The organism is Bradyrhizobium sp. Ghvi, from assembly GCF_900115265.1.
Taxonomy (GTDB): Bacteria; Pseudomonadota; Alphaproteobacteria; order Rhizobiales; family Xanthobacteraceae; genus Bradyrhizobium.
This window is the reverse complement of the sequence record NZ_FOVU01000004.1, coordinates 108,816-131,955: the sequence shown is the minus strand read 5'-3', so window position 1 is coordinate 131,955 and position 23,140 is coordinate 108,816. Positions and strand designations below refer to the sequence as shown.

The window sequence follows — 23,140 nt, the reverse complement described above, 5'->3', positions numbered from 1 at the left end:
GCAAGCCTCGGCCGCGTTGTTAGGCTGAGCTTACCAAACTTTGGGGTGATCGCATGCGCCTCGTGCTTCAGCTTGTCGCCCGTCTGCTTCTCATCGTTGCGCTGTGCCTGGGCGCGGCGACCATGTGGGCCACCTTCGATGCCTATCGCAGCGTCGACCGGGCGACTGCGGCGTCCGCGCAGCGGGTCGCGCAGGCGCTTCAGGGCCTGTACTGGCATGAACTCTTGCTGCGCAGCAACAGAATGCGCGAGCATCTCGTGCCCGTTCCGGAATGGCGCACGCTGGAGACGATGAAGCTGATTTCGCCCGGCGTCTGCGTCGAGTTCCAACCGGCGGCAGCTTTTGAAAAGCCGCTATGCGGCCAGAGCCAGGGGATCGGCCGGACGCCGCCACGCTGGTTCGCGTCCATCGTTCCGACCTTCCTCGGCAGCCACGCCGAGGTGGTGCGGCCGGTCAGCCCGCGCGCCGCCGCCGCTGGAACAGTGGTGGCGACGCCGGATCAATCAGCTTCGATTTCGCTCGCCTGGGAGTACATTCTCAACGTGATCGACGTCGCGCTGCTGATGGCGGCGGCGATTGCCCTGCTCGCCTCGCTTGCGATCGCGCACACGCTGGCGCCGGCGCGCGCCATCGTGCTGGCCCTGCAGCGCATGGCACGCGGCCAGTATCGCACAAAATTGCCGCGCTTCCGCTCCATGGAGTTGACGATGATCGGAGCGGCCGTCGATGCGCTCGCCAGCCGGCTTGAAGAGGCCACCGATCAGCGCGCGGCGTTGACGCGGCGCCTGATCGGGATCCGCGACGACGAGCGGCGCGCGCTCGCCCGCGAGCTGCATGACGAGTTCGGGCAAAATCTCTCGGCCGTCCTCGCCTTCGCCAATACGATCGAGACGGCGAGCGCGCAGCACGGCAACGATCACGGCATCGCGCAGGACGCGCGCATGATCTCGCAGGCCACGCACCATCTGATGGCTTCGCTGCGCGATGCACTGAAGCGCCTGCGCAATCCCCTGCCCGAGGAGCTCGGGCTGGAAGCCAGCCTTGTCAACCTCGTCGACAGCTGGCGCTCGCAGAGCGCGACGCAGCCGACGATCCAGCTCGACCTCAAAGGCGACCTCACCGACATCAGCGGCCCGGCCGCAACGACCGCCTATCGGGTCGCGCAGGAATGCCTGACCAATGCGCTGCGGCACGGTGTGGCCAGCGAGATCTCGTTGCGCATCGAGCGGCGCCCGGGCGAGGACGATGCGCTTCTGATCCATGTCGAAGACGATGGCGGCGGCAATGCGGCGTGCGTGGAACGGTCGGCCGGATTCGGCCTCACCGGCATCCGCGAGCGGGTGACGGCTGCCGGCGGCTCGCTGTCGATCCTGTCTGCAAGGCGCGGCCTCAGCATTGCCGCAACGATTCCGCTCGCCGCGTGAGGCCGTCATGAGCGAGGTCGCAGCAACAGGCATCTCGGTGCTGCTGGTCGACGACCATCCGATCGTCCGCCAAGGCTACCGGCGCGTGCTGGAAAGCCAAGGCGATCTCCATGTCGTGGCGGAGGCCGACAACGCCGCCGACGCCTACTCCGCCTTCAAGACGCATGACCCGGACATCATCGTGATGGACATCTCGATGCCGGGCGCCAGCGGGCTGGAGGCAATCCGCAACATCCGCGCACGCAGTCCGCGGGCGCGGATCCTCGTCTTCACCATGCACAACGAGGCCGTGCTGGTGAAAGCCGCCTTCAATGCCGGCGCTTCCGGTTTCGTCACCAAGAGCAGCGCGCCAACCGCCGTCGTCAATGCCATTCGCGGCGTCGCACGCGGCGAGCGCGCCATGAGCGACGACATCGCCCATGTGCTGGCCGAGGACAGCCTCTCGCCGACCGGATCAGCGCTGGATCAATTGGGCGAGCGCGAGATCGAGATCTTGCGGCAGTTTGCCGGCGGCGCCACCACCGAGCAGATCGCGATGCATCTCAATCTCAGCGTCAAGACGGTCCAGAACTATCACTATCTCATCAAGACCAAGACCGGCGCGCGCACGGACGCGCAGCTGGTGCGGCTCGCGGCGGCTTGCGGACTGACCAGGATCTAGCAGCAGAACTGCCGCATAGGCTGGAATACCATGAAATTCTCCGATCTGCCGGGCGGATTGGAACGGAGGCTATTCCATTCCGGTTGACGACTGAGTGAGGAGTAGAAGGTCATGAACAAGGGTCACCACAAGACAGTCGCCCATCCCCAGATCATCACGGTCGGAGAGCTCATCGACGAGCTCTGCCGCCTTCCCGATACTGCCGTCGTCCACTTCCGTTGCCCCATGCTCGATCAGGAGCTGGCATTCGAGCGCCTTCGCAAGCGGTCAAAGGACGACGTCGAAATCGCCGTCAATGCGTATCCCGAAAGCCCGCCGGTCGTGCCATCGTCCAACGGCGCTTTCCGCACGCGAAATTCTTCGTCATCGGCTCACGATGCCGCTCTTCTTCACAAGGCGAGAGGTTGATTGCCGCAGCCTGTATCGAACAGTCGCCGCGGTCTAATGGGCCTTCAACCCGCGCAACAGCAGCGCGAGCGTCGCATCGACGCGGGCCGGTAACTCCGCATCCTTCCACTCATCGGCATGGGCCGGGTGGTGAAAGCGGCAGGTGCCGTCGAAGATCGCCCGCGCAGTAACCCTCACGTCGTCCACGGCAAACACGCCCTGCTTGACACCGTCGGCCAGGATCGCCGCGATCTGGTCGATCATGGTGTCCTTGTGGCACTTGACTGCCGCGCACGCCTCGCGCGCCAGCGTCAGATAGGTCTCGAACATCTCGGGGTCGTCGAGCACGCGCGAACGCTTGGCCGCGAACAGGGTGCGCAGCCAGCGGTCGAGCCTGTCAGGCGCAGGACCCTTTTCCTCGGCGATCGCCAGGAGAGGCGCGTCGATGCGGTCCAGCCAACGTTTGGCGACGGCCTCGCGCAGCGAGGCCTTGCTTGGGAAATGGCGATAGACGCTGCCGTGGCTCACATCGAGCGCACGGGCAACGTCGACCACCGTGGCCTTGGCAAGTCCGTAGCGCCGCAAGACGTCCTCGGTGACTTCGAGGATCCGCTCCGGCGTCAGGATAACGGCTTCGTTCATGCCAGCACCTTGTTCCCATTCGGGTTCATCCGGCGATGGAGCTGCTTCCGAAGCGTCCCTACCGGTCGTTTCGGAAAGCTCTCGCCTTAATGAGACAGTTTTGCAGCCTGCGCCGCGATCTGGCGCGCGACCAGTAAATTGAGCCAATGCCCAATCGTCCCGGTGAAGTTGATGATTTCGGTCGTCATTGTCTTAAGTCTCCATTCGTCCGCGGCCCTCGCCCTTCAATGACGACCCTCGATCCGAGCGGTATCTTCGGATGTCGGGCTCCCCCTGGAGGTAGCCACGGGACGCCCAATCGGAGCGTCCGGAGACGGATATACACGTCTCGATGACAGATTTCAATATCTGTCAGTCAATGATCCGTGATTGACAGTTAATATTTGAGGCCATCTGCCGACCGGACCACTGCCCCTCACCCCTGAGGCGAACTGGCACAGCGCAATCCGCCTTTCACCCCGGCATCGCGGCGGGTTACGCTGCCTGCCCGCCCCACGAACAAGAAACGGACCAACCTCATGCCGATCGTCAACCGCATCGCTGCCCTCTCCGACGAAATGGCCGCCTGGCGCCATGACTTCCATGAGAACCCCGAGCTGCTCTACGAAGTCCACCGCACCGCCGGCATCGTCGCCGACCGCTTGCGCGAGTTCGGCTGCGACGAGGTGGTGACGGGCATCGGACGCACCGGGGTCGTCGGCGTGATCCGCGGCCGCAAGTCGGCCTCCGGTAAGACCATCGGCCTGCGCGCCGACATGGACGCGCTGCCGATCATGGAGACATCGGGCGTGCCTTACGCTTCCAAGGTTCCCGGCAAGATGCACGCCTGCGGCCATGACGGCCACACCGCGATGCTGCTAGGCGCCGCCAAATACCTCGCCGAGACGCGCAATTTCGACGGCACCGCGGTTTTGATCTTCCAGCCCGCCGAGGAAGGTGGCGGCGGCGGTAAGGCCATGGTTGAGGACGGGTTGATGACACGCTGGAACATTCAGGAGGTCTACGGCATGCACAACATGCCCGGTCTGCCCGAAGGCCATTTCGCGACCACGCCCGGGGCGATGCTCGCGTCCTCCGACAACATCCAGATCACGGTCCACGGCAAGGGCGGCCACGCCGGCGCCGGTCCGCACAAGTCCGTCGACAGCGTGCTGATCGGCTCGCAAATCGTCAATGCGCTGCAATCCATCGTGGCGCGCAACGTCGATCCGCTGAAGTCCGCGGTCATCTCGATCACGCAATTCCACTCCGGCACCGCCTTCAACATCATTCCGGAAGTCGCCGAGCTTGGCGGCACCGTGCGCACGCTCGACCCCGAGGTGCGCGATCTCGTCGAGCGCCGCATCGGCGAAGTCGCCGACAGCGTTGCGCGCGCCTATGGCGGCTCGGCCGAGACGAAATACACGCGGATGTATCCGGTGACGATGAACCATGCGCGCGAGGCCGGGCTTGCCGCCGACGTCGCCCGTGACATCGTCGGCGCCGACCGCGTCAACGACAAGTTCATCCCCATGATGGGCGCCGAGGACTTCTCCTTCATGCTGGAAGCCCGCCCGGGCGCGATGGTACTGGTCGGCATGGGCGACGGCAACGAGTGCCACCACCCGGCCTATGTCTTCAACGATAACATTCTGGGCCACGGCGCCTCGTTCTGGGCGCGCCTGATCGAGACGCGGATGCCAGCGAGCTAGATAGGCAAGTCGCGGCGGCACTTCAGCGGCGACCTCCGTTCATCCTCGCGCCGGTTTGCCGAGCCATCAGGACGCGCGGCGACGCACATCTTGCAGATCCGCATCCATGCCGGCGGCAAGCCCGTCGGCGACGATTCGCGCGATCTTCGGGAACGGCTTGCGCGCATCGATGGCCACACTCACGGTCTGCGGATCGGCACCCTTGTCGCGTACGGGCACGAACACCAGCGCGCCGCTGACGAGTTCGGGGGCGGCATCGAGCTCGGAGGTGAAAGCAACGTAGTTACCGCTCCTCGCGAGGCGCTTCACCAGTTGGAGCGAATTGGTCTCGATCGTCCCCTCAGACAATAGCCAGCCGTGGCGTGCCTCGAGGTAGCGCCTGATCGCCAATGCCTTGTTTTGCAGAACGATGGGATAACCCGCCACCTCCTGCATGCTGGTGGTCTTGCGCTGGGCCAGCGGATGGTGCGGCGCGACGATGCAGCCGAACGGCAGCTCGCGGCGCCACAGCACATGGATCTCACGATGCGGATTGAGATTGAAGGCGGCGATCAGATCGGCGGCTCCGGACAGCAGCGCGGTCTGCGCGTCATCGGTGCTGGCGACCTGAATCTCGAGAGAGATACGGGGATGGCGCTCGTTCAGCTCACCCACGAACCGCGGCAGGAACCCGTTGACATGGCTGTCCATCGCAACGAGGCGCACATGGCCCTGGTTGATGCCCTGCAACTGCTTGAGCTCGGCATTGGCCCGCCGCTCATCCGAGCGCCAACGGCGCGTCAGCGCCACCAGCGCGTCGCCGGCCGGTGTCAGCCGCATGCCGCCGGTCACGCGCTCGAACAAGGTGACGCCGAGATCGCGCTCCAGAAGCAGGATCTGCCGGTTGATGGCAGAAGCCGCGATATTCATTTCCCGGGCAGCGCTCTGGATTGATCCGGATCGCGCCACCTGGTCGGCGTAGCGCAATGCCGCCGGAACGAGCGACCCTCTCACGTGACCTGCACCTGCCCGCACCCCGTTCTAATTTTGCGTATGGAGAATTGCCTATTCTGTGCTGGACGGCAATGGGGGATTGAGCCGAACATGTGCGCTGAGGTGATCTCCTTCGACCACTGCAAGGTGCCCGTCGCAGGTTTTGAGGCAAAACGTTCATGACTGCGTCTCGCTCGCATCGGGTCAGGCTCGACGCCATCACGCACCGGTTCGGCGCGAGCACGGCCGTGCGGGATATCAACCTCGATATCGCTGGCGGCGAACTCGTCGCCCTGCTCGGCCCCTCCGGCTGCGGCAAGTCGACCTTGCTACGGATCATCTCCGGCTTCATCCGACAGAGCGAGGGCCGCGTCCTGTTCGACGACAGCATAGCCGATGCCCTGTCGCCCGCAGAGCGCGGCGTCGGCATCGTCTTCCAGAACTACGCACTGTTTCCGCACATGAGCGTCGGCGAGAACGTCGCTTACGGCCTTCAGGCGCACAAATGGTCGCGCGAGCGCATCGCCAAGCGCGTCGCCGAGATGCTCGATCTCGTCCATATGGGCGAATTCGCCGGCCGCAAGCCGCGCGAGCTGTCCGGTGGCCAGCAGCAGCGCGTGGCGCTCGCCCGCTGCCTCGCCATCGATCCGAAAGTCCTGCTGCTCGACGAGCCCTTCGGGGCCCTCGACAAGAATTTGCGCCTCGACATGCAGATCGAGGTCAAGCGCCTCCAGCGCCAATCCGGCATCACCACCATCCTGGTCACCCACGACCAGGAGGAGGCGCTGTCGATGGCCGACCGCATCGCCGTGATGTCGCGCGGGCGGATCGAGCAGATCTCGACGCCGACCGGCATCTACGACACCCCGCAAACGCTGTTCGTAAACGAGTTCGTCGGAACCACCAACGTGCTGCGCGGCGAATTCATCGACGGCTCCGCCGTTCAGCTCGAGCACGGAGTCGTTCTTCCCGTCAGCCCTGACAAGATCTTCCAACAAGGGCACGCGGTCGTCGTCTCGATCCGTCCTGAGCAGTTGCGCTTCCAGCCAGCTCCGTCCGATGGCGTCTTCACCGCGATCATCACCACGGTGCTGCCGCTCGGTGCGCAGGTCGTCTACGACGTCGCGCTGACCGGGGGCCCCTCGCTCAAGGTCGCGGAGCCCCGCGATGCCGAGGGCGAGCTGCGAGAGGTCGGCGCGACCGTTTATTTGGCGCCGGCCTCACCGGCGGCCTGCCATGTATTCCCCGCATCCTGAGCCCAGAGAGGACACCGCCATGACGACATTCAGGACCGTTACGATCGACCGCCGGCGCCTCTTGCGCAGCGCGGGCGGCCTCGCGCTCGCGGCGAGCCTGCCGCGCTTCGCGCACGCACAGAACAAGACGCTGATCGCGGCGACCTTCCCCGGCACCTGGAACGAGGCGGACCGCGACGTCATCGCACCGGCGTTCAAGCAACTGACCGGCGCCGCCGTCACGCAATCCATCATCCTCGGCACCGACCAGGTATCGCGGCTCATTGCCGCCAAAGGCAACAAGCCGCCATTCGACGTTGCGTTCTTTGACGCCCCCCAGGTGATCGATGCGGTCCGCGAAGGCCTCATCGTGGAATATCCCATCGCGCAGTCGCCCAACTACAAGGACTTGCTGCCGACTGCCCAGGACAAATGGGGCCCGAAGATCACCATGCAGGTGATCGGCCTCGGCTACAATCCCGACAAGGTCAAGACTCCGCCGACGAGCTGGAACGATCTGCTCGATCCAAAATACAAAGGTCGCGTCGGCCTGACCGCGCTCAACAGCCAGCTCGGCATCGCCTTCCTTGCCGAGATCAACCGCCTCAAGGGCGGCACCGATGAGAATTTCGAGCCGGCCTTCAAGTTCCTGAAGCAGCTCCTGCCGAATGTCGGTGCGATCGGCGCCAATCTCGGCGCGTTTGCGACGCTGTGGCAGCAGGAGCAGATCGATATCGCGCCCTATAATTTCAACTTCGTGCAGACGCTCAAGGCCAAGGACGTGCCGGTCGAGTTCACGATCCCGGCGACTGGACCGGTCGGCTGGTCGACCAGCCTGCACATCGTCGCAGGCGCCGCTGAGCCCGAGCTTGCGGTCCAATATATCGACCTGCATCTCGCCGCAGCAACCCAGGAGAAGCTGCTGAAGCCGCCCTACGACGTCATTCCGACCAACGCGAAGGTCAAGCTCGAGGGCGCCATCACCAAGTCGCTGGCCAAGTCGCTCGACGATGTCGCCAAGATCCGCACCATCAATTGGGAGAAGATCAATCCGCAGCGCGGCGCGCTGATCGATCGTTTCAACCGCGAGATCAAGCTCTAAGGAGAGCACTGGCGATGGAAGCCGATTCCAGGCTCGTCCTGCCCCTTGCTGCCCTATTCACGGCATTCTTTGTCGCGCCGCTCGTGGTCCTCCTGCTGCTGTCCCTGCATGGCGACATCGCCATGCAGGGCTGGACGCTTGGCAACTACGTGAAGTTCTTCAGCGATCCCTTCAGCTACTCGATCCTGATCGACACGCTCCTGCTCGGCGTCAAGGCGACGCTGGTGTGCCTGTTGTTCGGCTATCCCGTCGCCTGGCTCTGCGCAAGCGCCGGTGCACGCTGGCAGAGCGTGCTGGTGTTCCTGGTCATCCTTCCGATCCTGACCTCAGTGGTGGTTCGCACCTTTTCCTGGATCGTGATTTTGGGACGGCAGGGCCTGCTCAACCAAATCGTAACGGGGCTCGGCCTCAGCAACGAGCCGCTGCGACTGCTCTATACCGAGGTTGGTGTCGTGATGGTGCTTGCCCAGGTGCAGATGCCGCTGATGGTGCTGCCGATCCTCACCGTGCTGTCGAAGCTCGACCCGAATCTTGGCGATGCATCGCGCGTGCTCGGGGCCGGCGAATGGCGAACCTTCTTCCGCATCACGCTGCCTTTGTCGCTGCCCGGCATCATCGCCGGCTGCATCCTGACCTACGCCGCGAGCATTACGGCCTTCGTCACGCAGACCCTGATCGGCGGCGCGCGGCTGATCTATATGCCGCTCAACATCTACCAGCAGGCGGTCGGCGCCAATAACTGGCCTTTTGCCGCAGCGCTGTCGATCATCTTCATGATCACGGTGATGATCGTCGTCGGCGTGCTCGGCGCCATCGGTCGCAGGAGCGAGATTCATGGCCGGGCGTAGACGAATCCGCTGGGAAGCCCTGTCGCTCAAGCTCGTGTTCGGGCTGCTTGCGGCCATCGCCCTGCTGTTCCTGGTGCTGCCTACCGCCGTCGTGCTGCTGACCTCGCTCACCTCATCGCAATCCCTGCGCTTTCCGCCGCCCGGGTTCTCGTTGCGCTGGTATGTCGCGCTGCTCGACGCCGACCAGATGCAGCGCGCAGGACTGAACAGCCTGATCGTGGCTTTCTGGACCACGCTGTTGTCGAGCATATGCGGCACGGCCGCAGCGCTCGCGATCGCGCGCAGCCGCTCCCCACTGATGCGCGCGGCGGACCTGCTGTTCATGTCGCCGCTGCTCCTGCCTGCGCTGTCATTCGGCTTTGCCGCGCTGATCTTCATCAATAGGCTCGGCCTCTCGCCGAGCGTTCCCCTCCTCGTGCTCGGCCATGGCATCGTCTGCGTGCCTTTCGTACTGAGAACGACCCTTGCCTCCCTGTCGCAGCTCGACGCCAGTTTGCTCGAGGCCTCCGAGAGTCTCGGCGCCGATCGCCTGACGACGTTTCGCCGTATCACCCTGCCGCTGATCGGGCCCGGCATTGGCGCGGGCGCCTTTCTCGCCTTCATGGCGTCCTTCGACAACGTTCCGGTGTCGCTATTCCTCGCCGACGAACGCACCGAGATGCTGCCGATTCACCTCTGGCAACAGATCGAGACCAATCTCGACGTCCGCACTGCGGCCGCGTCAGGCGCGATCGTGATCGCCACCCTGATCCTGATGCTGCTCGCCGAACGCTTTGCCGGGCTGACCCGGCAGATGCACTGAACGGAGATTTTCGTGCCCGGACAACTCACGCTCGACGGCCTCAACCGCGCCGGCACGGCCGATTTCGCCGCTGCGCTCGGCGAGATATTCGAATATTCGCCCTGGGTCGCGGAGGCAGCCGCTGCGCGGCGGCCGTACAAGAACCTCGCAGCGTTGCGCGATGCGATGCTCGCTTCGATCGAGCGAGCGCCCGCTGAACAGCGGCTCAAGCTGATCCGCGCTCATCCCGACCTTGCCAACAAGGCCCAGCGCGCGCGGGGCCTGACTGCACATTCGACACACGAGCAGGACGGCGCCGGCCTCGACCGGTTATCGGACATCGAGTTCGCAATGTTCGAGCAGCTGAACAACGCCTACAAGGCGAAGTTCGGCTTTCCTTTCATGATCTGCGTGCGCCGCCACACCAAGGATTCGATCCTCGACGCCTTCGCGCGCCGGCTGAACAACGACCCCGCGCAGGAGGAAAAAGAGGCGTTGACCGAGATCGCGCGCATCGCAAGCCTTCGTCTTGCCAGCATGATCGCGAGTGAGGAGCCGCTGGCGGTCCACGGCACGCTATCGGTCCACGTCCTCGACACTCATCGCGGACTGCCAGCCGGGGGCATGAAGTTCAACCTGGTCGAGCTGTCCCGCCATGGCGAGGAGCGCCTGATCGCAGACCTCGTCACCAACGCCGACGGCCGCACCAGCCCCGAGCCGATCGAGGGACGGCCCGTGCCGATCGGCACGTACGAGCTGCGCTTTCAGGCCGGCGCTTATTTCGCCGGCCGTGCCGTGCCGCTGAGTGACCCGCCATTCCTCGATGTCATTCCGTTGCGCTTCAGCGTCTCGGAACCGGAGCAGCACCTGCACGTGCCGCTCCTGGTCACGCCCTGGAGCTACTCGACTTATCGCGGCAGTTGAGGCAACGCCGAAGCCAGCCCCGCCTTCACCTACGCCTGCACCACCTCATGCCGCATCACGAACGGCGCGAGCAGCGCATGCACCTCGGCCGCCACGGCCTCGCGCTGGTCCGCAGGCAAACCTGCCAGCGTCACTGTGGCGATCGAACCGTGGCTGCCATGGGCACCGACCTTCACCTTGCAATCGATGCCGCGCTCAACGAGGTGCGCCAGCACCTTGGTGAACACGCGCTGTGCCGCGTCCCAGCGCAGCTGCGGCTTGAACACCTTGCCGACGCCGGTCACTGGCATCGGGTCGATCGGGATGACCTGCACCGGTACAGCGGCACGTTCCGGCGTGCGCTCGCGCACCCATGCCTCGAGCTCGCCGGGCTCGACCTTTGCGCCCGGCTTCAACTGCACATAGCCCACCGGCAGCTCACCGGCATAGGCATCGGGCTGGCCGACCACCGCAGCGAAGCCGACAGCGGGATGGCGGAACATGATCTCCTCGATCGGCGCGGGATCGATGTTGTGCCCGCCGCGGATCACGAGATCCTTGGCGCGGCCCGTGAGCCAGAGATAACCATCGGCGTCTAACCGGCCGAGATCACCGGAATTCACCCAGACCCCGTCGACGAAGGCGCCCTTGTTGTGGGCGTCGTTGAGGTAGCCGCCGAACACGCCGGGGCCGGCCATGATGACGACGCCGATCTCGTCGGGTTTGCAGTCGCGGATCAAATTGCCGTCGGCATCGAGCTGCACGATGCGCACCCGCGAGTAAGGCATGGGCAGGCCGACCGAGCCGAGCCGGATCGGCCGCAACGGATAGGCGAGCGTGTGCACGCTCGACGTCTCCGTCATGCCGTAGACCTCGACCACGGGCAGCTTGAGCTTCTCCTGAATCGCCGAGCCGACCGCAACGGGAATCGCCGAGCCACCGCCGGCCGCGTATTTCAGGCTGGAGATGTCGGAATTGCCAGGCGGCACCGAAAGAGCTGCGGCCAGAACGGTCGGCACGCTCGACAACGCCTCCGGCTTGAAGCGCTCGACCAGCCCCCAGATGTTCTTCACCGCGTTCGGATTGCGCCAGCCGCTCGGCGACAACACCACCAGCGAACCACCGCTCGACAGCGTCAGCAGCACCTGCGTCAGTGATCCCCCGACGTGAAACAGGGGCATGCCGAACAGCAAGTTGGCGCCGGGCTTCGACTTCAGCAGCAGGTTGAGCGCCCAGGCCTGATAGACCTGATTGGCATGGGTGTGCCGTACCAATTTCGGCGTGCCGGTGGTGCCGCCGGTGTGGAAATAGGCGGCGATGTCGTGGCCCGCGATCTTGCGCCCGCTGACAAGCCGGTCCGACGGCTGTTGCTTGATCAAATCACTGAACGCGAAGATTCCGTTGGCGGGATCACCGCCACCCGCCACCTGCACGATCGCCTTGAGATGCTTGAGTTGCGGCCGGATCTGCTCGACCTTCTGCCAGATGTCGGTGCCCGGCATCGGCCCAAGCGCGACCAGGATTTTCGTGTTCGCAGCTTCCAGAATTTCCGCGATCTGGTGCGGCTCGAGAAGCGGGTTGACGGGATTGGCGATGCCGGCGGCCTCGGCGCCGAACAGCGTCACGAAAGCATCGGGCAGCAGCGGCAGCATGAAGGAGATGACGTCGCCCTTTTCCGCGCCGAGCACATGAAACATGTTGGCTGCCTGCGTGACGCGCGCGATGAAGTCGCGGTAGGTGACCACAACAGGCGTATCGGCCGGATCGGCATTTTGCAGAAACTGGAGCGCTCCCCCGTCGGGGTTGCGCGCGGCACCGAGCCTGATGGCATCGTAGGTGCTCTCGGCGGCGACCCGATCGGCATAAGGGACCTGCTCGAAGGTCCGGACCTCCTCGTCCGTCAAAAGCTCCGGATAGTCATCGCCGATGAGGCGATCGAGCGCGTGGATGCCCGCCATGGAATACCGTCCTCCCTCAGATGTCGTCCCCTTGCCGCCTGTCGTTTTGACGTTTGGGTCGGCGGGGCCCCGACCGATGACCGGTCGAGCGGGACCACAATGATGGATGATCGGGCGTTCGTCCATTGCCTGGCGGCTGCGGCGATAGACCTCGCCGGGCGATTTTTGAACCTCCCTGCCCGATCCGGCTACCAAGAACTGGCATTGGACTCATCTGCCAGCGTCCTGCCGCAATACGTGAGGTGATCATGACCACGCCCCGGCGGGACCGCGCCACTCGACTGATCCTCGCCTTGGCCATGGCAGCGGCGATCGTCTTGCCGCGCACTGCGCTCGCCGAGGACAGTCAGTTCGACAGGATGCGCGCCAAGATCACGGCCTTGGTCGGCGAAAAGATGGAGAAGCTGGGCGGGTCGCGCATCATTTACAAGGTGGACAGCGAGGGTTTGCGCGAAGGCGTCGTTATGGATCTGCGCGATGACGTCTACAAGAACTTGCACGACGGCCATATCGCCTTCTCAGGCCTTGCGATCCGCGATGGCGGAGTCGATGTGAAGATCGCCGACTCCAAAGGACGCGACCAGCTCGCGCGCAAGCTCGCATCTGCCGCGGAGGGTCTGCCATCGCATGCCGTTTCCATGAGCGATGGCGGCGATGGAGCCGTCCGGCTCACACCGACGGATGCCGCATCCAAGGCGCGGCTGCACGATCTCGTCGAAGACGCCATCGGCATGATCGAGCAACGTCTCAAGGACGCCGGTGCCAAGCTTGCCAGCGTGGTTCCTGACGGGAGCGACCGCATCCGGATCTTTCTGCCAGGCGTAACCGATCCCGAGCGCATTACCGCGATCTTTGCCCACAAGGTTACGGTCAGCTTCCGTCCGATTGACGTTTCGATGCTGGCGGAGCAGGCGCAATCCGGCACTCCACCTGAGGGCTCCGAAGTCCTGCTCGGCTTCAAGGACAAGAAGCCTTATCTGGTCACCAAAGCCAGTGCGCTCGACGGTGAGGACATCAACTATGCAGCGCCTGGCTTTGCGACCGGCACCAAGGAGCCGATCGCCCAGTTCCGCTTCAACGGACGCGGCACCCGGCGCTTCGCCCACGTCACCGAAGAGAACGTCGGCAAACCCTTCGCCATCGTGCTCGACGGCAGAGTGATCTCCGCTCCCGTGATCCGCGAGCCCATCACCGGCGGCTCGGTCCAGATCTCTGGCAATTTCACCCTGGACGAGGCCAACAGCGTCGCCATGCTGCTGCGCGCCGGCGCGCTACCGGGTCACCTTACGCTGGTCGAGCAGCAGGTCATCCAACCCGGCGCCAAGCCTTAGCGGAACAAAGCCCGTGATCGCGCCGGCCTGTCCGGCGGCAAAATCAGCCTGCGGCGCCCGCCCGAATCACGGGGCTGCCGGATCATGCACGCAACCAACGGGCAATTGCCGAAACGTCCGAGCAGGCTAAAATTTGCCCCTTGCGGCAGGACGGCCGAAGGCTTCATTTCAAGCGGTCGTCATTCGATTTCGGTTATACCTGCCGCGGATACCGGGACTGAAGGCCTTATGCGGGGTTAGTACCATGCCGTCCGGCAGCGTAGACATTTCGTCGATCCTCGACCGCATTCTGGATGCGGCAACGGACAATCTCAGGATCGCGAAGATCCTGGTCCAGATGGGCCTCGACCCCAACAACGTCACTTGGGACGCGATCTTCAACCGCTTGCTCGAGATCTTCGTTCACAACATCACGCTGGCCAACATGTTCGCCGCGGTTGGCGCCGTCTTCTTCGTTGCCACACTCCTGATGCGGACGATGGTGCCCCTGCGCGTCGCCAACATGGTCGGTTGCGCCTTCTTCGCCCTTTTCGGCGCCCTATCGGCCAACGTCTCGACGTTCCTGCTGTATCTGCTGCTGCTTCCGATCAACGCTTTTCGCCTGCGGCAGATGCTCAAGCTGGTCAAGAAGGCGCGTCATGCGGCCGAAGGCGACATGTCGATCGAATGGCTCAAGCCGTTCATGGCCGAGCGCAAATACCGCCGCGGCGACACGCTGTTCAGATTGGGCGATCCGGCCAAGGAGATGCTTCTCACCGTCACCGGCAAATTCCTCGTGAAGGAGATCGGCGTCGAAATCGGGCCTGGAGCCCTCATGGGCGAGTTCGGCTTCCTCACGCCGGACAACCGGCGCACCGCAACGATCGAATGCATCGAAGACGGCCAGGTGCTGACGATTACCTATGACCGGTTGCTCGAGATCTACTTTCAGGATCCGCAGTTCGGCTATTATTTCCTGGTGCTGACCAGCCAGCGCCTCTTGCAAAACATCGACCGCTTGCAGAAGCAGCTGGCCGCAGCGCAGGCGGCGACCACGAACAAGATCGCCTGATCACCGCTCAGCTCAGCAAGAGCGCCATGCCGGGATCGCCCTTCTTCATCGCACGCCGGTAAGCCGGACGCGCAGCGATGCGGCCGAGATATCTGACCACGTTCGGGCAGCGCGAAAGGTCGTAGGGCTGGAAGTAGCGCATCGTGGTGAGCGAGAAGCCAATCATGATGTCAGCCGTGGTAAAGCTGCTGCCGGCGAGATATTCGGCATCGCGCACGCGTGCGTCGACGAGGTCGAAGGCACGATCAACGCGCGCCCTGATCGCGGCCAGCATCGGATTGTCATCAGTGAGCTTGAGCCGGTTCAACAGCATCAGCCGCCCCATGCCGGCCTGCAGTGTGCCGTTGGCAAAGTGAAACCAGTACAGGAATTGCGCGAAATCGGGAGCATCCGGGCCGAGCACGAGCCGGCCGTTGCCGTATTTGGCGATGATGTATTCGACGATGGCCCCGGATTCGGCGAGCACGAGATCGTCATCGACGATGACAGGCGCCGCTCCGATCGGATGCAGCGCCTTGTAATCAGGCGGCGCCAGCATGGTGACGGGATCGCGCGCATAGCGCTTCAGCTCATAGGGAATCCCGAGCTCCTCGCAGAGCCAGACGATGCGTTCGGATTGCGATTTGCCGAGATGATGGACGGTGAGCATGGGAGTCTCCTTGCGCCGCAAATTGGATGAGCCGCGGTGCCATATCATACGCTGTCATTGCGAGCGCAGCGGAGCAATCAGGCCTGGCCCCATCCCACGTCATTCGTCACCATGCGCGCCGCGACGCGGTCCGGCGAATCAAGCAGTGCCAGAGGGCTGCGAGCACATGCACCGCAATCAATTCCAGCAGCACGTAGACCAAGAAGATGTGAGGCCCCCGTTGCTTGGTCGGAGAGGTGAATTTCGGCACGTTCAACGGGCCGAAAAAGTCCGCGCCAGCCGTCCCCGCCGCAAAACCGCCCTAAAAACCGAATGGTAACCATGAGGGGCTAGGGTACTGACGTGACCAATTCCTCGACGATCCTGGTATTCGATTCCGGCCTTGGTGGCCTCACCGTGCTGCGTGAGGTCGTGGCTGCGCGCCCGGATGCGCATTATACCTACGTCGCTGACGACGCCTTCTTCCCCTATGGCCATCACAGCGAGGACGAAATCATCGCCCGCGTGGTGCCGCTGATGGGGGAGCTGATCGACACCCATGATCCCGACCTCGTCGTCATCGCCTGCAACACCGCCTCCACCCTCGTCCTATCGCATCTGCGTGCCGCTTATTCCGTACCCTTTGTCGGCACGGTACCCGCGATCAAGCCGGCCTGCGCCCGGTCGAAGACCCGCCGCGTCTCGGTGCTCGGCACCAAGGGCACGGTCAAGCGCGAATACACCAGGGCGCTGATCCGCGATTTCGCGCAAGGATGCGAGGTGACGCTGATCGGCTCGCCCGAGCTTGCCTCGCTCGCCGAACGCGAGCTCAGCGGCCAGGCGATCAGCGATGCCGACATCCTTGCCGAGCTCGCCCCCTGCTTCGTCGGCGATGCGTCCGATGCGAGCGCACGCACCGACACGATCGTGCTCGCCTGCACGCATTACCCGCTGCTACTGGATCGGCTGGAGCGGCTGGCACCCTGGCCGGTCGACTGGATCGATCCAGCGCCTGCGATTGCCCGCCGCGTTTCCGATCTGCTCGGCCCGCCTAGCGGCGGCATCGCGCAATCGGGTGCCGAGATGATTTTCACGTCGAACCGCGTGCATGGGCTCGGACCGACCCTGACGCCGTTCTTCGGCGGGCGCGCAGTCGCCTGACCTTTGCGCCCAAGCGGCGCGCTGCTAGGCTTCGCGCATCGTCGCCTCCCGAAGGTCATTCCATGTCGGTCCCTGCCACGCCGCTCAATCGCCTTCGCCAGATGTGGAGCGAGGGCCGCCCTGCCTTCGGCGCGATCGCGACGATCCCGAGCGTGCAGTTGGTGCAGATCATGGCACGCTCGCTCGACTGGATCATCGTCGATCTCGAGCACGGGCCGATTGGACTCACCGAAGCGCATGCGATGATCGCGGCGACGACCGGCACGCCCTGCACGCCCCTGGTGCGAATCGCCGCGAATGAGCCGTGGCTTGCAAAAGCGCCCATGGACATCGGCGCCTTCGGCATCAACTTTCCCATGATCACCAACAGCGACGAGGCCGAGAAGGCGGTACGTAGCGTGCGCTATCCGCCACGCGGCGACCGGCTCTGGGGACCGTTCCACGCCCCGTTTCGCTGGGGTCAGTCGATGCCCGACTACATGGCGTCAGCCGACGACGAGATGATCTGCATGGTCACCATCGAGCATGTCGATGCCGTCAACCGCATCGACGAGATCATGGCGACGCCGGGCATCGACGTTGCCGTCATCGGCCCGGGCGATCTGGCGACCTCCATCAACAAACGCGGCCAGCTGGACGATCCGGAATTGCGCGACCTGGTCGCTCGCGCCGAGGCCGGCATCCTGAGAAGCGGCGTACCGATCGGCGGCGTGGCGCGCACCGCAGACCAGGCCAACCAACTGATCGACCGCGGCTACCGCGTGATCGCGCTCGGCTTCGACTGGTCGCTATTCCAGCGCGGCATTATGGCCGCGTTCGACGGGATCAAACGCTGAGGGGTTCCTGCGAGATTCACGGCAGGTGGGATGAATAACGTCGGAGCCGCGATCTTAAGGGTTTGAAATTGCTAGCTTTTTCTAACCCTGACAAGAAAGACCCGCCCGTTTCGCCGGTGCCATAGTAGGACGAACTGACCACCCCAAGGCGGGCTGGTTGTGCTAAAGGGGCGAGCGGGCGACGCGCTCGTTGCCCATATTTTCATCCGCGGGGACCGAAAGAGAGCGATGCGCGGGACGCCCAAGACCATTTCGCTGCCGCGCCGCCTGATCTGCGATCTCATGCGGGCGTCGATGGACGTGCCGTTCGTTTCATTGTCGCGGTCGCTCAACATTCGCCCGCTGCTGGAGGCCCGAGCGGGCGCGATGGCGCCGGCGGGCTGGGCGGCGATGTTCGTCAAGGCTTTTGCCATCGTCGCCAGGGACGAGCCGGTCCTGCGCACCGTCTATGCCAAATGGCCCTGGCCGTCGCTCTACGAGCTGCCGAAGAGCGTGGCACTGGTCGCCATCGCCCGGGTCGAGGGCGGCGAGGAATGCGTGATGCCGCAGCGTATAGCGGCCCCGGAAGCCATGACGCTCGCTGCGGTTGATACCGAGATCCGGCGCGCCAAGACCGCCCCGATCGACGACGTCCCGATGTTCCGTAAGATCATGCGGGCGACCCGCCTGCCGCTGCCGCTGCGGCGCCTGTTCTGGGCCGTGGGGCTCAATTTCGGCCGGCAGCGGGGCAATTGGTTCGGCAGCTTCGCAGTGAGCTCGGTGGCAGCCTATGGCGGTGGCGAGCTTCACCCAATCACGCCCGGGCCCTTCATTGTCAGCTATGGGATGGTCGAACCCGACCAGACCATTCACGTTGTGATCCGCTGGGACCACCGGGTTACGGACGCCGCCCCCATCGCCAGGGTTCTGACTCGGCTGGAACAGGTCCTGAACACTGAAATCGCTGCCGAATTGCGGACAGGGGGGTTAAAGCCCATCCGAGCGGTCCGGACCTGATTCCAGGGTCATTCGCATTGACAAATCGGCCCAAACTCCCCTAAAAGCCCCCTGCTCGCGGGCCGATTTCGGCCCGCGAAGCGTTTCGCGACCCGTGGTCCGCTCCCTCTGGCTTTGGGGATTGGACCTGTCAGTGCCGGGCTAGCCCGTCACACAGGAGGGCGCGTTTCCTCAAATCATGCAACCGAAGAGGACGCGATGACTAAGCGCAGTGAGGCGAAGTACAAACTCGATCGCCGTATGGGCCAGAACATCTGGGGCCGCCCGAAGAGCCCCGTGAACCGCCGCGAGTACGGCCCCGGCCAGCATGGCCAGCGCCGCAAGGGCAAGCTCTCCGACTTCGGCGTGCAGCTGCGCGCCAAGCAGAAGCTGAAGGGCTACTACGCCAACATCAGCGAGCGTCAGTTCCACGGCATTTATGTCGAGGCGAGCCGCCTCAAGGGTGACACCGGCGAGAACCTGATCGGCCTCCTGGAGCGTCGTCTCGACGCGGTCGTGTACCGCGCCAAGTTCGTCTCGACGATCTTCGCCGCCCGCCAGTTCATCAACCACGGCCACATCAAGGTGAACGGCCGCAAGGTCAACATCTCGAGCTACCAGGTGAAGGTCGGCGACGTGATCGAGGTGAAGGAAGCCTCCAAGCAGCTCGCCCACGTCCTCGAAGCGAGCCAGCTCCCCGAGCGCGACACCCCCGACTATCTCGAAGTCGACCACGGCAAGATGACGGCCAAGTACGTGCGCGTCCCCGGCCTCTCCGACGTGCCGTTCCCGGTGCAGATGGAGCCCCATCTGGTCGTCGAATTCTATTCGCGCTAAGATCTGAATATCGAAAGGCCCCGGTTCGCCGGGGCCTTTTTGCTTAAGAGCCACATTTCAGTGGCCGCAATGCTTTCAGGAGCCGTCGCATGCTCTACACCCCTCCCCCAATCGATCCCAAGGCGCCGCCGGTGCGCATCAATCTGCTCTCGGACACGCAGACCAAGCCGACAACTGGGATGCGCGAGGCGATGGCGCGGGCGGAAGTCGGCGACGAGCAGGTCGGGGACGATCCGACCGTGAATGCGCTGTGCGAGCGCGTCGCCGCGCTGCTCGGCAAGGAGGCGGCCGTCTACATGCCCTCGGGCACGATGTGCAACGTCACCGCGACGCTGGTGCATTGTCGTCCGGGCGACGAGATTCTCGCGCACGAAACCGCGCACATAATCGCCCGCGAGGGCGGCGCGCATGCTGCGATCGGCGGCTTCCAGGTCACGCAGCTCAAGGGCCCGGACGGCCAGTTCACGCCGGAGACGTTCCGCAAGGCGCTGCACCCGCGCACGCGCTACCAGCCGCCGCAAACCGTCGTCAGCGTCGAGCAGACCGCCAATATCGGCGGCGGCACGGTCTGGAAGAAAGCCGCGCTCGACGAGATCGTCGCGATCGCCAGGCAACACGGCCTCGTCACCCACATGGACGGCGCGCGCCTCCTCAACGCCACCGTGGCAAGCGGCATCTCCCCGCGCGATATGACCGCAGGCTGGGATTCGGCCTGGATCGACTTTTCCAAGGGATTGGGCGCACCGATCGGCGGCGTGCTCGCGGGCTCCCGCGCCTTCATCGATGCGGTCTGGCAATGGAAGCAGCGCCTTGGCGGCTCGATGCGGCAGGCCGGCATCTGCGCCGCCGCCTGCATCTACGCGCTCGATCATCACGTCGAGCGCCTTGCCGACGACCACGCCAATGCGCGCGCGCTCGCACGCGGACTGTCGCAGATACCAGGCATCGAGGTGCAGGAGCCCGAGACCAATCTCGTATTCTTCAAGCCCGACGGCGCCGGCGTTCCCGGCGACAAGATGGTCGCGGCGCTGCGTCAGCGCGGCGTGTCGCTCGCGATGATGGACGGCCGCATCCGTGCCTGCACCCATCTCGACGTCAATGCCGGTCAGATCGAAGAGATGATCGGACACGTCCGGGAGATCGTGCGCGCAGCGTAATCAGCGCACCAACGCCGTATAGACCAGCTGCTTCAGCTCGTCCTCGATCGGGCCGCGTTGCGCGGGCGACTGCATCATGCAGATCACGAACATATCGTCGGCGGGATCAATGAAAAAGAAGGTGCCGGCGACACCGTCCCAGCGGAATTCGCCCGCCGGCAACGGGCCGTTGGCCACAGTGCGCACGGCAAAGCCGAGACCAAAGCCGCTGTCGCGCCCCGGAAAGTAAAACCCGGGATCCTTCATCACGCCGCTCCCCTCGCCGATCTGCTCCGACGCCATCAGCGCCACCGTCTCGCGCCTGAGATAGCGGCGACCATCGAGCTCGCCGCCATTGAGCAGCATTTGCGCAAAGCGCGCGTAGTCGCGAATCGTGCCGACCATGCCGGCGCCGCCGGATTCCCAGCGACGCGGCGCTGTCGCCTCGGTGATGCCGGCGACGGGACGGTCGAACCAGTCGCCAGGCAAGGGCTCGGCGATCAGCGGCCGCTTGGCCTCGTCGGCGACGAAGAATGCGGTGTCCCGCATCCCCAAGGGATCGAGCAGCCGCTGCTTCTCGAATTGATAGAGCGACAGGCCCGAGATCACCTCGATCACCCGCCCGAGCACGTCGGTGGAATGGCCATAATCCCACAGCGTTCCCGGCTGCTCGGCCAGCGGCAGGCGCGCGAGCCGCGCGACGAACTCCGCGTTATCGGGATCGCCGTCGAACAGGCCGGCCTGCGCATAGAGCCTGCGCACGTGACTGTCGCCGTAAAAGCCGTAGGTGATGCCGGAGGTATGTCGAAGCAGGTCGCGCACCGTGATCGGCCGCGTCAGCGGCTGGAGCGCCAGCTTGCCGTCGGCCGCGGGGACGCCAACCTGCACATCGGCGAAGGCCGGAATGTATTTCGCGACAGCATCGTCGAGCACGAGCTTGCCGTCGTCGACCAGCATCATCGCCGCCACCGAGGTAATCGGCTTCGACATCGAGTAGAGGCGAAAGATGGTGTCCTCCGTCATCGGCTGCGCCGTCCGCGCGTTGCGCAGGCCAAACGTTTCGGAGAGCACGGGCTTGCCGTGCTGCTGGATCAGCAGGATCGCGCCGGGAATCCTGCCGGCGGCGACCTCGCCACCGAGAAACGCGCTGACGCGCGCAAGTCCCGCAGCCGTGAAGCTGCGGGCGAGCGGCATTTCGGCGCGGACCGGCCGCGCCGCAGCGATCAGCAGAGCAAACGCGGCAACGAGGACGAGAGCCTCAGTTCTCCATGGCCTCATAGATCAACTGCTTCAGCGTCCGCTGCACGCGCTGGCGCTCGCTCGGGGTCTGCTCCAGCAGGACGAAGAACATGTCTTGCTTGGGATCGATCACGAAATAGCAGCCGGAGGCGCCATCCCATTTCAGCTCGCCGAGGTCGCCGGGCGGCGGCGGCTTGGCGTTGCCGGGATCGGTGCGGATTGCAAGCCCGAGGCCGAAGCCGAAGCCATCGCCGGGGAAATAGAAATAATCGCGATCGACGCCTGAATTCGGGCCGATCTGGTCGGTCGTCATCAGCTTGAACGTCGCGGGCTTCAAAATGGTCTTGCCGTCGAGCGTGCCGCCGTTGAGCAGCATCTGGGCGAAGCGCTCATAGTCGGCCATGGTCGTCACCATGCCGCCGCTGGCGAACTGGATCTTCTTGACGACGGTCGGATCGTTGATGCGGCCGACACGGAAGTCACTGTCATTCGGAACCGGCTGCGCCAGAAGCTTCTGCTTGGCGGGGTCGGTGACGAAGAAGCCGGTATCGACCATCCCGAGCGGGTCGAGCAGTTTCTCCCGCATGATGTCGATCAGCGGCTTACCGGCCGCGATCTCCATCACGCGCGCCAGGACGTCGGTGGAATGACCGTATTGCCAGAGCGCGCCCGGCTGGTTGTGCAGCGGCAGCTTGGCGATGCGCTCGGCGAACTCGGCGAGGTCGAAATCGCCTGCGTAGATGTTGGCGTCGCGATAGGCCTTGCGGACCAGGCTGTCGCCGTAGAAACCATAGGTAATGCCCGAGGTGTGGGTCATCAAATCGTGGATGGTGATCGGCCGGTTGGGCGGCACGAGCTCGAGCGACTTGGTTCCGTCCTCGGCTTTCTTTTCGACGCCGACCTTCACATTGGCAAAGGACGGGATGTATTTCGAGAGCGGATCGTCGAGCTTGATCTTGCCGTCCTCGATCAATTGCATCGCGACGACGGAGGTGATCGCTTTGCTCATCGAGAACAGGCGGAAGATGGTCTTGTCGGTGATCGGCGCCTTGCTCACCACGTCCTGCACGCCGAAGGCTTCGTGATAGACCGGCTTGCCGTGCTGCTTGATCAGCACGGTTGCCCCCGCGATCTTGCCGGTCGCGACCTCGTTCTCGAAGAACTCGCTGACCTTGGCGAGCTTGTCCTGGTTGAAATGGGCGCCGGCGGGAATCTCGTAAGTGCCTTCCGCGCGCGCGACCGACATCGCGCCGAGCGATAGAAGCGCCCCGCAGAGCAAGGCAAATCGTCCGAAACTTAAAATCATATCCCCTCCCCGGAACATGGCCGGCGAAGTGTACCG

General features: G+C 64.4%; 22 protein-coding genes. 16 read left to right on the top strand and 6 right to left on the bottom strand.

What is annotated here, in order from left to right:
* Positions 1 to 53: 53 nt before the first annotated feature.
* The 3 genes from BM374_RS15985 (at position 54) to BM374_RS15975 (ending at position 2,493) form a co-directional block, all read left to right on the top strand.
* Complete coding sequence (locus tag BM374_RS15985; protein ID WP_092293778.1) at positions 54 to 1,424, top strand: sensor histidine kinase; 1,371 nt, start codon at positions 54 to 56, stop codon at positions 1,422 to 1,424.
* Positions 1,425 to 1,431: 7 nt separating this feature from the next.
* On the top strand, positions 1,432 to 2,085 hold the full coding sequence (locus tag BM374_RS15980) for a response regulator (RefSeq protein WP_092293776.1): 654 nt from the start codon (positions 1,432 to 1,434) through the stop codon (positions 2,083 to 2,085).
* 111 nt (positions 2,086 to 2,196) lie between these two features.
* Positions 2,197 to 2,493 (top strand): hypothetical protein, encoded by a 297-nt coding sequence (locus BM374_RS15975; protein WP_092293774.1) that lies wholly within the window; start codon positions 2,197 to 2,199, stop codon positions 2,491 to 2,493.
* A 33-nt stretch (positions 2,494 to 2,526) separates the two neighbouring features.
* Here BM374_RS15975 and BM374_RS15970 read toward each other — a convergent pair whose 3' ends face one another.
* Positions 2,527 to 3,114 (bottom strand): TetR/AcrR family transcriptional regulator, encoded by a 588-nt coding sequence (locus BM374_RS15970; RefSeq protein WP_092293772.1) that lies wholly within the window; start codon positions 3,112 to 3,114, stop codon positions 2,527 to 2,529.
* A gap of 518 nt (positions 3,115 to 3,632) precedes the next feature.
* On the opposite strand from BM374_RS15970, the gene BM374_RS15965 reads away from it, so the two are divergent.
* A complete protein-coding gene (locus BM374_RS15965) occupies positions 3,633 to 4,805 on the top strand; it encodes a M20 aminoacylase family protein (RefSeq protein ID WP_092293770.1) in 1,173 nt (390 codons plus the stop codon).
* Positions 4,806 to 4,871: 66 nt separating this feature from the next.
* Here the strand turns inward: BM374_RS15965 and BM374_RS15960 are convergent, their stop codons facing one another.
* A complete protein-coding gene (locus BM374_RS15960) occupies positions 4,872 to 5,798 on the bottom strand; it encodes a LysR family transcriptional regulator (RefSeq protein WP_177248346.1) in 927 nt (308 codons plus the stop codon).
* Between the two features lie 158 nt (positions 5,799 to 5,956).
* On the opposite strand from BM374_RS15960, the gene BM374_RS15955 reads away from it, so the two are divergent.
* From BM374_RS15955 to uraD, 5 genes are read left to right on the top strand one after another with little or no spacing between them, the layout of a single operon-like run.
* Positions 5,957 to 7,033 carry an ABC transporter ATP-binding protein gene (locus tag BM374_RS15955; protein WP_092293766.1) on the top strand — a complete coding sequence of 359 codons (1,077 nt, stop codon included), beginning with the start codon at positions 5,957 to 5,959 and terminating at the stop codon, positions 7,031 to 7,033.
* Between the two features lie 19 nt (positions 7,034 to 7,052).
* Positions 7,053 to 8,114: an extracellular solute-binding protein gene (locus BM374_RS15950; protein WP_177248345.1), complete on the top strand. Its 1,062-nt coding sequence runs from the start codon at positions 7,053 to 7,055 to the stop codon at positions 8,112 to 8,114.
* Between the two features lie 14 nt (positions 8,115 to 8,128).
* Positions 8,129 to 8,962 (top strand): ABC transporter permease, encoded by an 834-nt coding sequence (locus tag BM374_RS15945; protein ID WP_092293762.1) that lies wholly within the window; start codon positions 8,129 to 8,131, stop codon positions 8,960 to 8,962.
* Entirely contained in the window at positions 8,949 to 9,764 is an 816-nt protein-coding gene (locus tag BM374_RS15940; RefSeq protein ID WP_092293759.1) for an ABC transporter permease, read from the top strand. Before BM374_RS15945 ends, BM374_RS15940 begins: the two co-directional genes overlap by 14 nt.
* Before the next feature lie 12 nt (positions 9,765 to 9,776).
* Positions 9,777 to 10,667 carry a 2-oxo-4-hydroxy-4-carboxy-5-ureidoimidazoline decarboxylase gene (gene uraD, locus BM374_RS15935; RefSeq protein WP_092293757.1) on the top strand — a complete coding sequence of 297 codons (891 nt, stop codon included), beginning with the start codon at positions 9,777 to 9,779 and terminating at the stop codon, positions 10,665 to 10,667.
* Between the two features lie 29 nt (positions 10,668 to 10,696).
* Here the strand turns inward: uraD and BM374_RS15930 are convergent, their stop codons facing one another.
* Positions 10,697 to 12,604 (bottom strand): acyl-CoA synthetase, encoded by a 1,908-nt coding sequence (locus BM374_RS15930; RefSeq protein ID WP_092293755.1) that lies wholly within the window; start codon positions 12,602 to 12,604, stop codon positions 10,697 to 10,699.
* Between the two features lie 248 nt (positions 12,605 to 12,852).
* On the opposite strand from BM374_RS15930, the gene BM374_RS15925 reads away from it, so the two are divergent.
* Both BM374_RS15925 and BM374_RS15920 read left to right on the top strand, forming a co-directional pair.
* Positions 12,853 to 13,935 carry a SecDF P1 head subdomain-containing protein gene (locus BM374_RS15925; protein WP_092294930.1) on the top strand — a complete coding sequence of 361 codons (1,083 nt, stop codon included), beginning with the start codon at positions 12,853 to 12,855 and terminating at the stop codon, positions 13,933 to 13,935.
* A gap of 244 nt (positions 13,936 to 14,179) precedes the next feature.
* Positions 14,180 to 14,986, top strand: coding sequence for a Crp/Fnr family transcriptional regulator (locus tag BM374_RS15920; protein WP_177248344.1), 807 nt, complete (start codon positions 14,180 to 14,182; stop codon positions 14,984 to 14,986).
* A 7-nt stretch (positions 14,987 to 14,993) separates the two neighbouring features.
* Here BM374_RS15920 and BM374_RS15915 read toward each other — a convergent pair whose 3' ends face one another.
* The gene (locus BM374_RS15915; RefSeq protein ID WP_092294928.1) at positions 14,994 to 15,635 is read right to left on the bottom strand and encodes a glutathione S-transferase family protein; all 642 of its coding nucleotides are present in this window, start codon (positions 15,633 to 15,635) and stop codon (positions 14,994 to 14,996) included.
* 342 nt (positions 15,636 to 15,977) lie between these two features.
* On the opposite strand from BM374_RS15915, the gene murI reads away from it, so the two are divergent.
* The 5 genes from murI to BM374_RS15890 all read left to right on the top strand — a co-directional run bounded on the left by murI (position 15,978) and on the right by BM374_RS15890 (position 20,580).
* Positions 15,978 to 16,775, top strand: a complete 798-nt coding sequence (murI, locus tag BM374_RS15910; RefSeq protein ID WP_092293751.1) for a glutamate racemase — start codon at positions 15,978 to 15,980, stop codon at positions 16,773 to 16,775.
* 62 nt (positions 16,776 to 16,837) lie between these two features.
* A complete protein-coding gene (locus BM374_RS15905) occupies positions 16,838 to 17,611 on the top strand; it encodes an HpcH/HpaI aldolase family protein (protein WP_092293749.1) in 774 nt (257 codons plus the stop codon).
* A gap of 228 nt (positions 17,612 to 17,839) precedes the next feature.
* Complete coding sequence (locus BM374_RS15900; RefSeq protein WP_092293747.1) at positions 17,840 to 18,607, top strand: acyltransferase; 768 nt, start codon at positions 17,840 to 17,842, stop codon at positions 18,605 to 18,607.
* A 198-nt stretch (positions 18,608 to 18,805) separates the two neighbouring features.
* Entirely contained in the window at positions 18,806 to 19,423 is a 618-nt protein-coding gene (gene rpsD / locus BM374_RS15895) for a 30S ribosomal protein S4 (protein ID WP_092293745.1), read from the top strand.
* 89 nt (positions 19,424 to 19,512) lie between these two features.
* Positions 19,513 to 20,580 (top strand): threonine aldolase family protein, encoded by a 1,068-nt coding sequence (locus BM374_RS15890; RefSeq protein WP_092293743.1) that lies wholly within the window; start codon positions 19,513 to 19,515, stop codon positions 20,578 to 20,580.
* Here the strand turns inward: BM374_RS15890 and BM374_RS15885 are convergent, their stop codons facing one another.
* Together BM374_RS15885 and BM374_RS15880 are read right to left on the bottom strand one after the other, a co-directional pair.
* Positions 20,581 to 21,837, bottom strand: coding sequence for a serine hydrolase domain-containing protein (locus BM374_RS15885; protein ID WP_092293741.1), 1,257 nt, complete (start codon positions 21,835 to 21,837; stop codon positions 20,581 to 20,583). It abuts the gene before it with no gap.
* Positions 21,818 to 23,104: a serine hydrolase domain-containing protein gene (locus BM374_RS15880; RefSeq protein ID WP_177248343.1), complete on the bottom strand. Its 1,287-nt coding sequence runs from the start codon at positions 23,102 to 23,104 to the stop codon at positions 21,818 to 21,820. Before BM374_RS15880 ends, BM374_RS15885 begins: the two co-directional genes overlap by 20 nt.
* Between the last annotated feature and the right edge of the window lie 36 nt (positions 23,105 to 23,140).

What these genes read in the sequence shown, in the direction of transcription:
- BM374_RS15985 (WP_092293778.1), top strand. Translation starts at nt 54, where the DNA reads ATGCGCCTCGTGCTTCAGCTTGTCGCCCGTCTGCTTCTCATCGTTGCG.
- BM374_RS15980 (WP_092293776.1), top strand. Translation starts at nt 1,432, where the DNA reads ATGAGCGAGGTCGCAGCAACAGGCATCTCGGTGCTGCTGGTCGACGAC.
- BM374_RS15975 (WP_092293774.1), top strand. Translation starts at nt 2,197, where the DNA reads ATGAACAAGGGTCACCACAAGACAGTCGCCCATCCCCAGATCATCACG.
- BM374_RS15970 (WP_092293772.1), bottom strand. Translation starts at nt 3,114, where the DNA reads ATGAACGAAGCCGTTATCCTGACGCCGGAGCGGATCCTCGAAGTCACC.
- BM374_RS15965 (WP_092293770.1), top strand. Translation starts at nt 3,633, where the DNA reads ATGCCGATCGTCAACCGCATCGCTGCCCTCTCCGACGAAATGGCCGCC.
- BM374_RS15955 (WP_092293766.1), top strand. Translation starts at nt 5,957, where the DNA reads ATGACTGCGTCTCGCTCGCATCGGGTCAGGCTCGACGCCATCACGCAC.
- BM374_RS15950 (WP_177248345.1), top strand. Translation starts at nt 7,053, where the DNA reads ATGACGACATTCAGGACCGTTACGATCGACCGCCGGCGCCTCTTGCGC.
- BM374_RS15945 (WP_092293762.1), top strand. Translation starts at nt 8,129, where the DNA reads ATGGAAGCCGATTCCAGGCTCGTCCTGCCCCTTGCTGCCCTATTCACG.
- BM374_RS15940 (WP_092293759.1), top strand. Translation starts at nt 8,949, where the DNA reads ATGGCCGGGCGTAGACGAATCCGCTGGGAAGCCCTGTCGCTCAAGCTC.
- BM374_RS15930 (WP_092293755.1), bottom strand. Translation starts at nt 12,604, where the DNA reads ATGGCGGGCATCCACGCGCTCGATCGCCTCATCGGCGATGACTATCCG.
- BM374_RS15925 (WP_092294930.1), top strand. Translation starts at nt 12,853, where the DNA reads ATGACCACGCCCCGGCGGGACCGCGCCACTCGACTGATCCTCGCCTTG.
- BM374_RS15920 (WP_177248344.1), top strand. Translation starts at nt 14,180, where the DNA reads ATGCCGTCCGGCAGCGTAGACATTTCGTCGATCCTCGACCGCATTCTG.
- BM374_RS15915 (WP_092294928.1), bottom strand. Translation starts at nt 15,635, where the DNA reads ATGCTCACCGTCCATCATCTCGGCAAATCGCAATCCGAACGCATCGTC.
- BM374_RS15905 (WP_092293749.1), top strand. Translation starts at nt 16,838, where the DNA reads ATGTCGGTCCCTGCCACGCCGCTCAATCGCCTTCGCCAGATGTGGAGC.
- BM374_RS15900 (WP_092293747.1), top strand. Translation starts at nt 17,840, where the DNA reads ATGCGCGGGACGCCCAAGACCATTTCGCTGCCGCGCCGCCTGATCTGC.
- rpsD (WP_092293745.1), top strand. Translation starts at nt 18,806, where the DNA reads ATGACTAAGCGCAGTGAGGCGAAGTACAAACTCGATCGCCGTATGGGC.
- BM374_RS15890 (WP_092293743.1), top strand. Translation starts at nt 19,513, where the DNA reads ATGCTCTACACCCCTCCCCCAATCGATCCCAAGGCGCCGCCGGTGCGC.
- BM374_RS15885 (WP_092293741.1), bottom strand. Translation starts at nt 21,837, where the DNA reads ATGAGGCCATGGAGAACTGAGGCTCTCGTCCTCGTTGCCGCGTTTGCT.
- BM374_RS15880 (WP_177248343.1), bottom strand. Translation starts at nt 23,104, where the DNA reads ATGATTTTAAGTTTCGGACGATTTGCCTTGCTCTGCGGGGCGCTTCTA.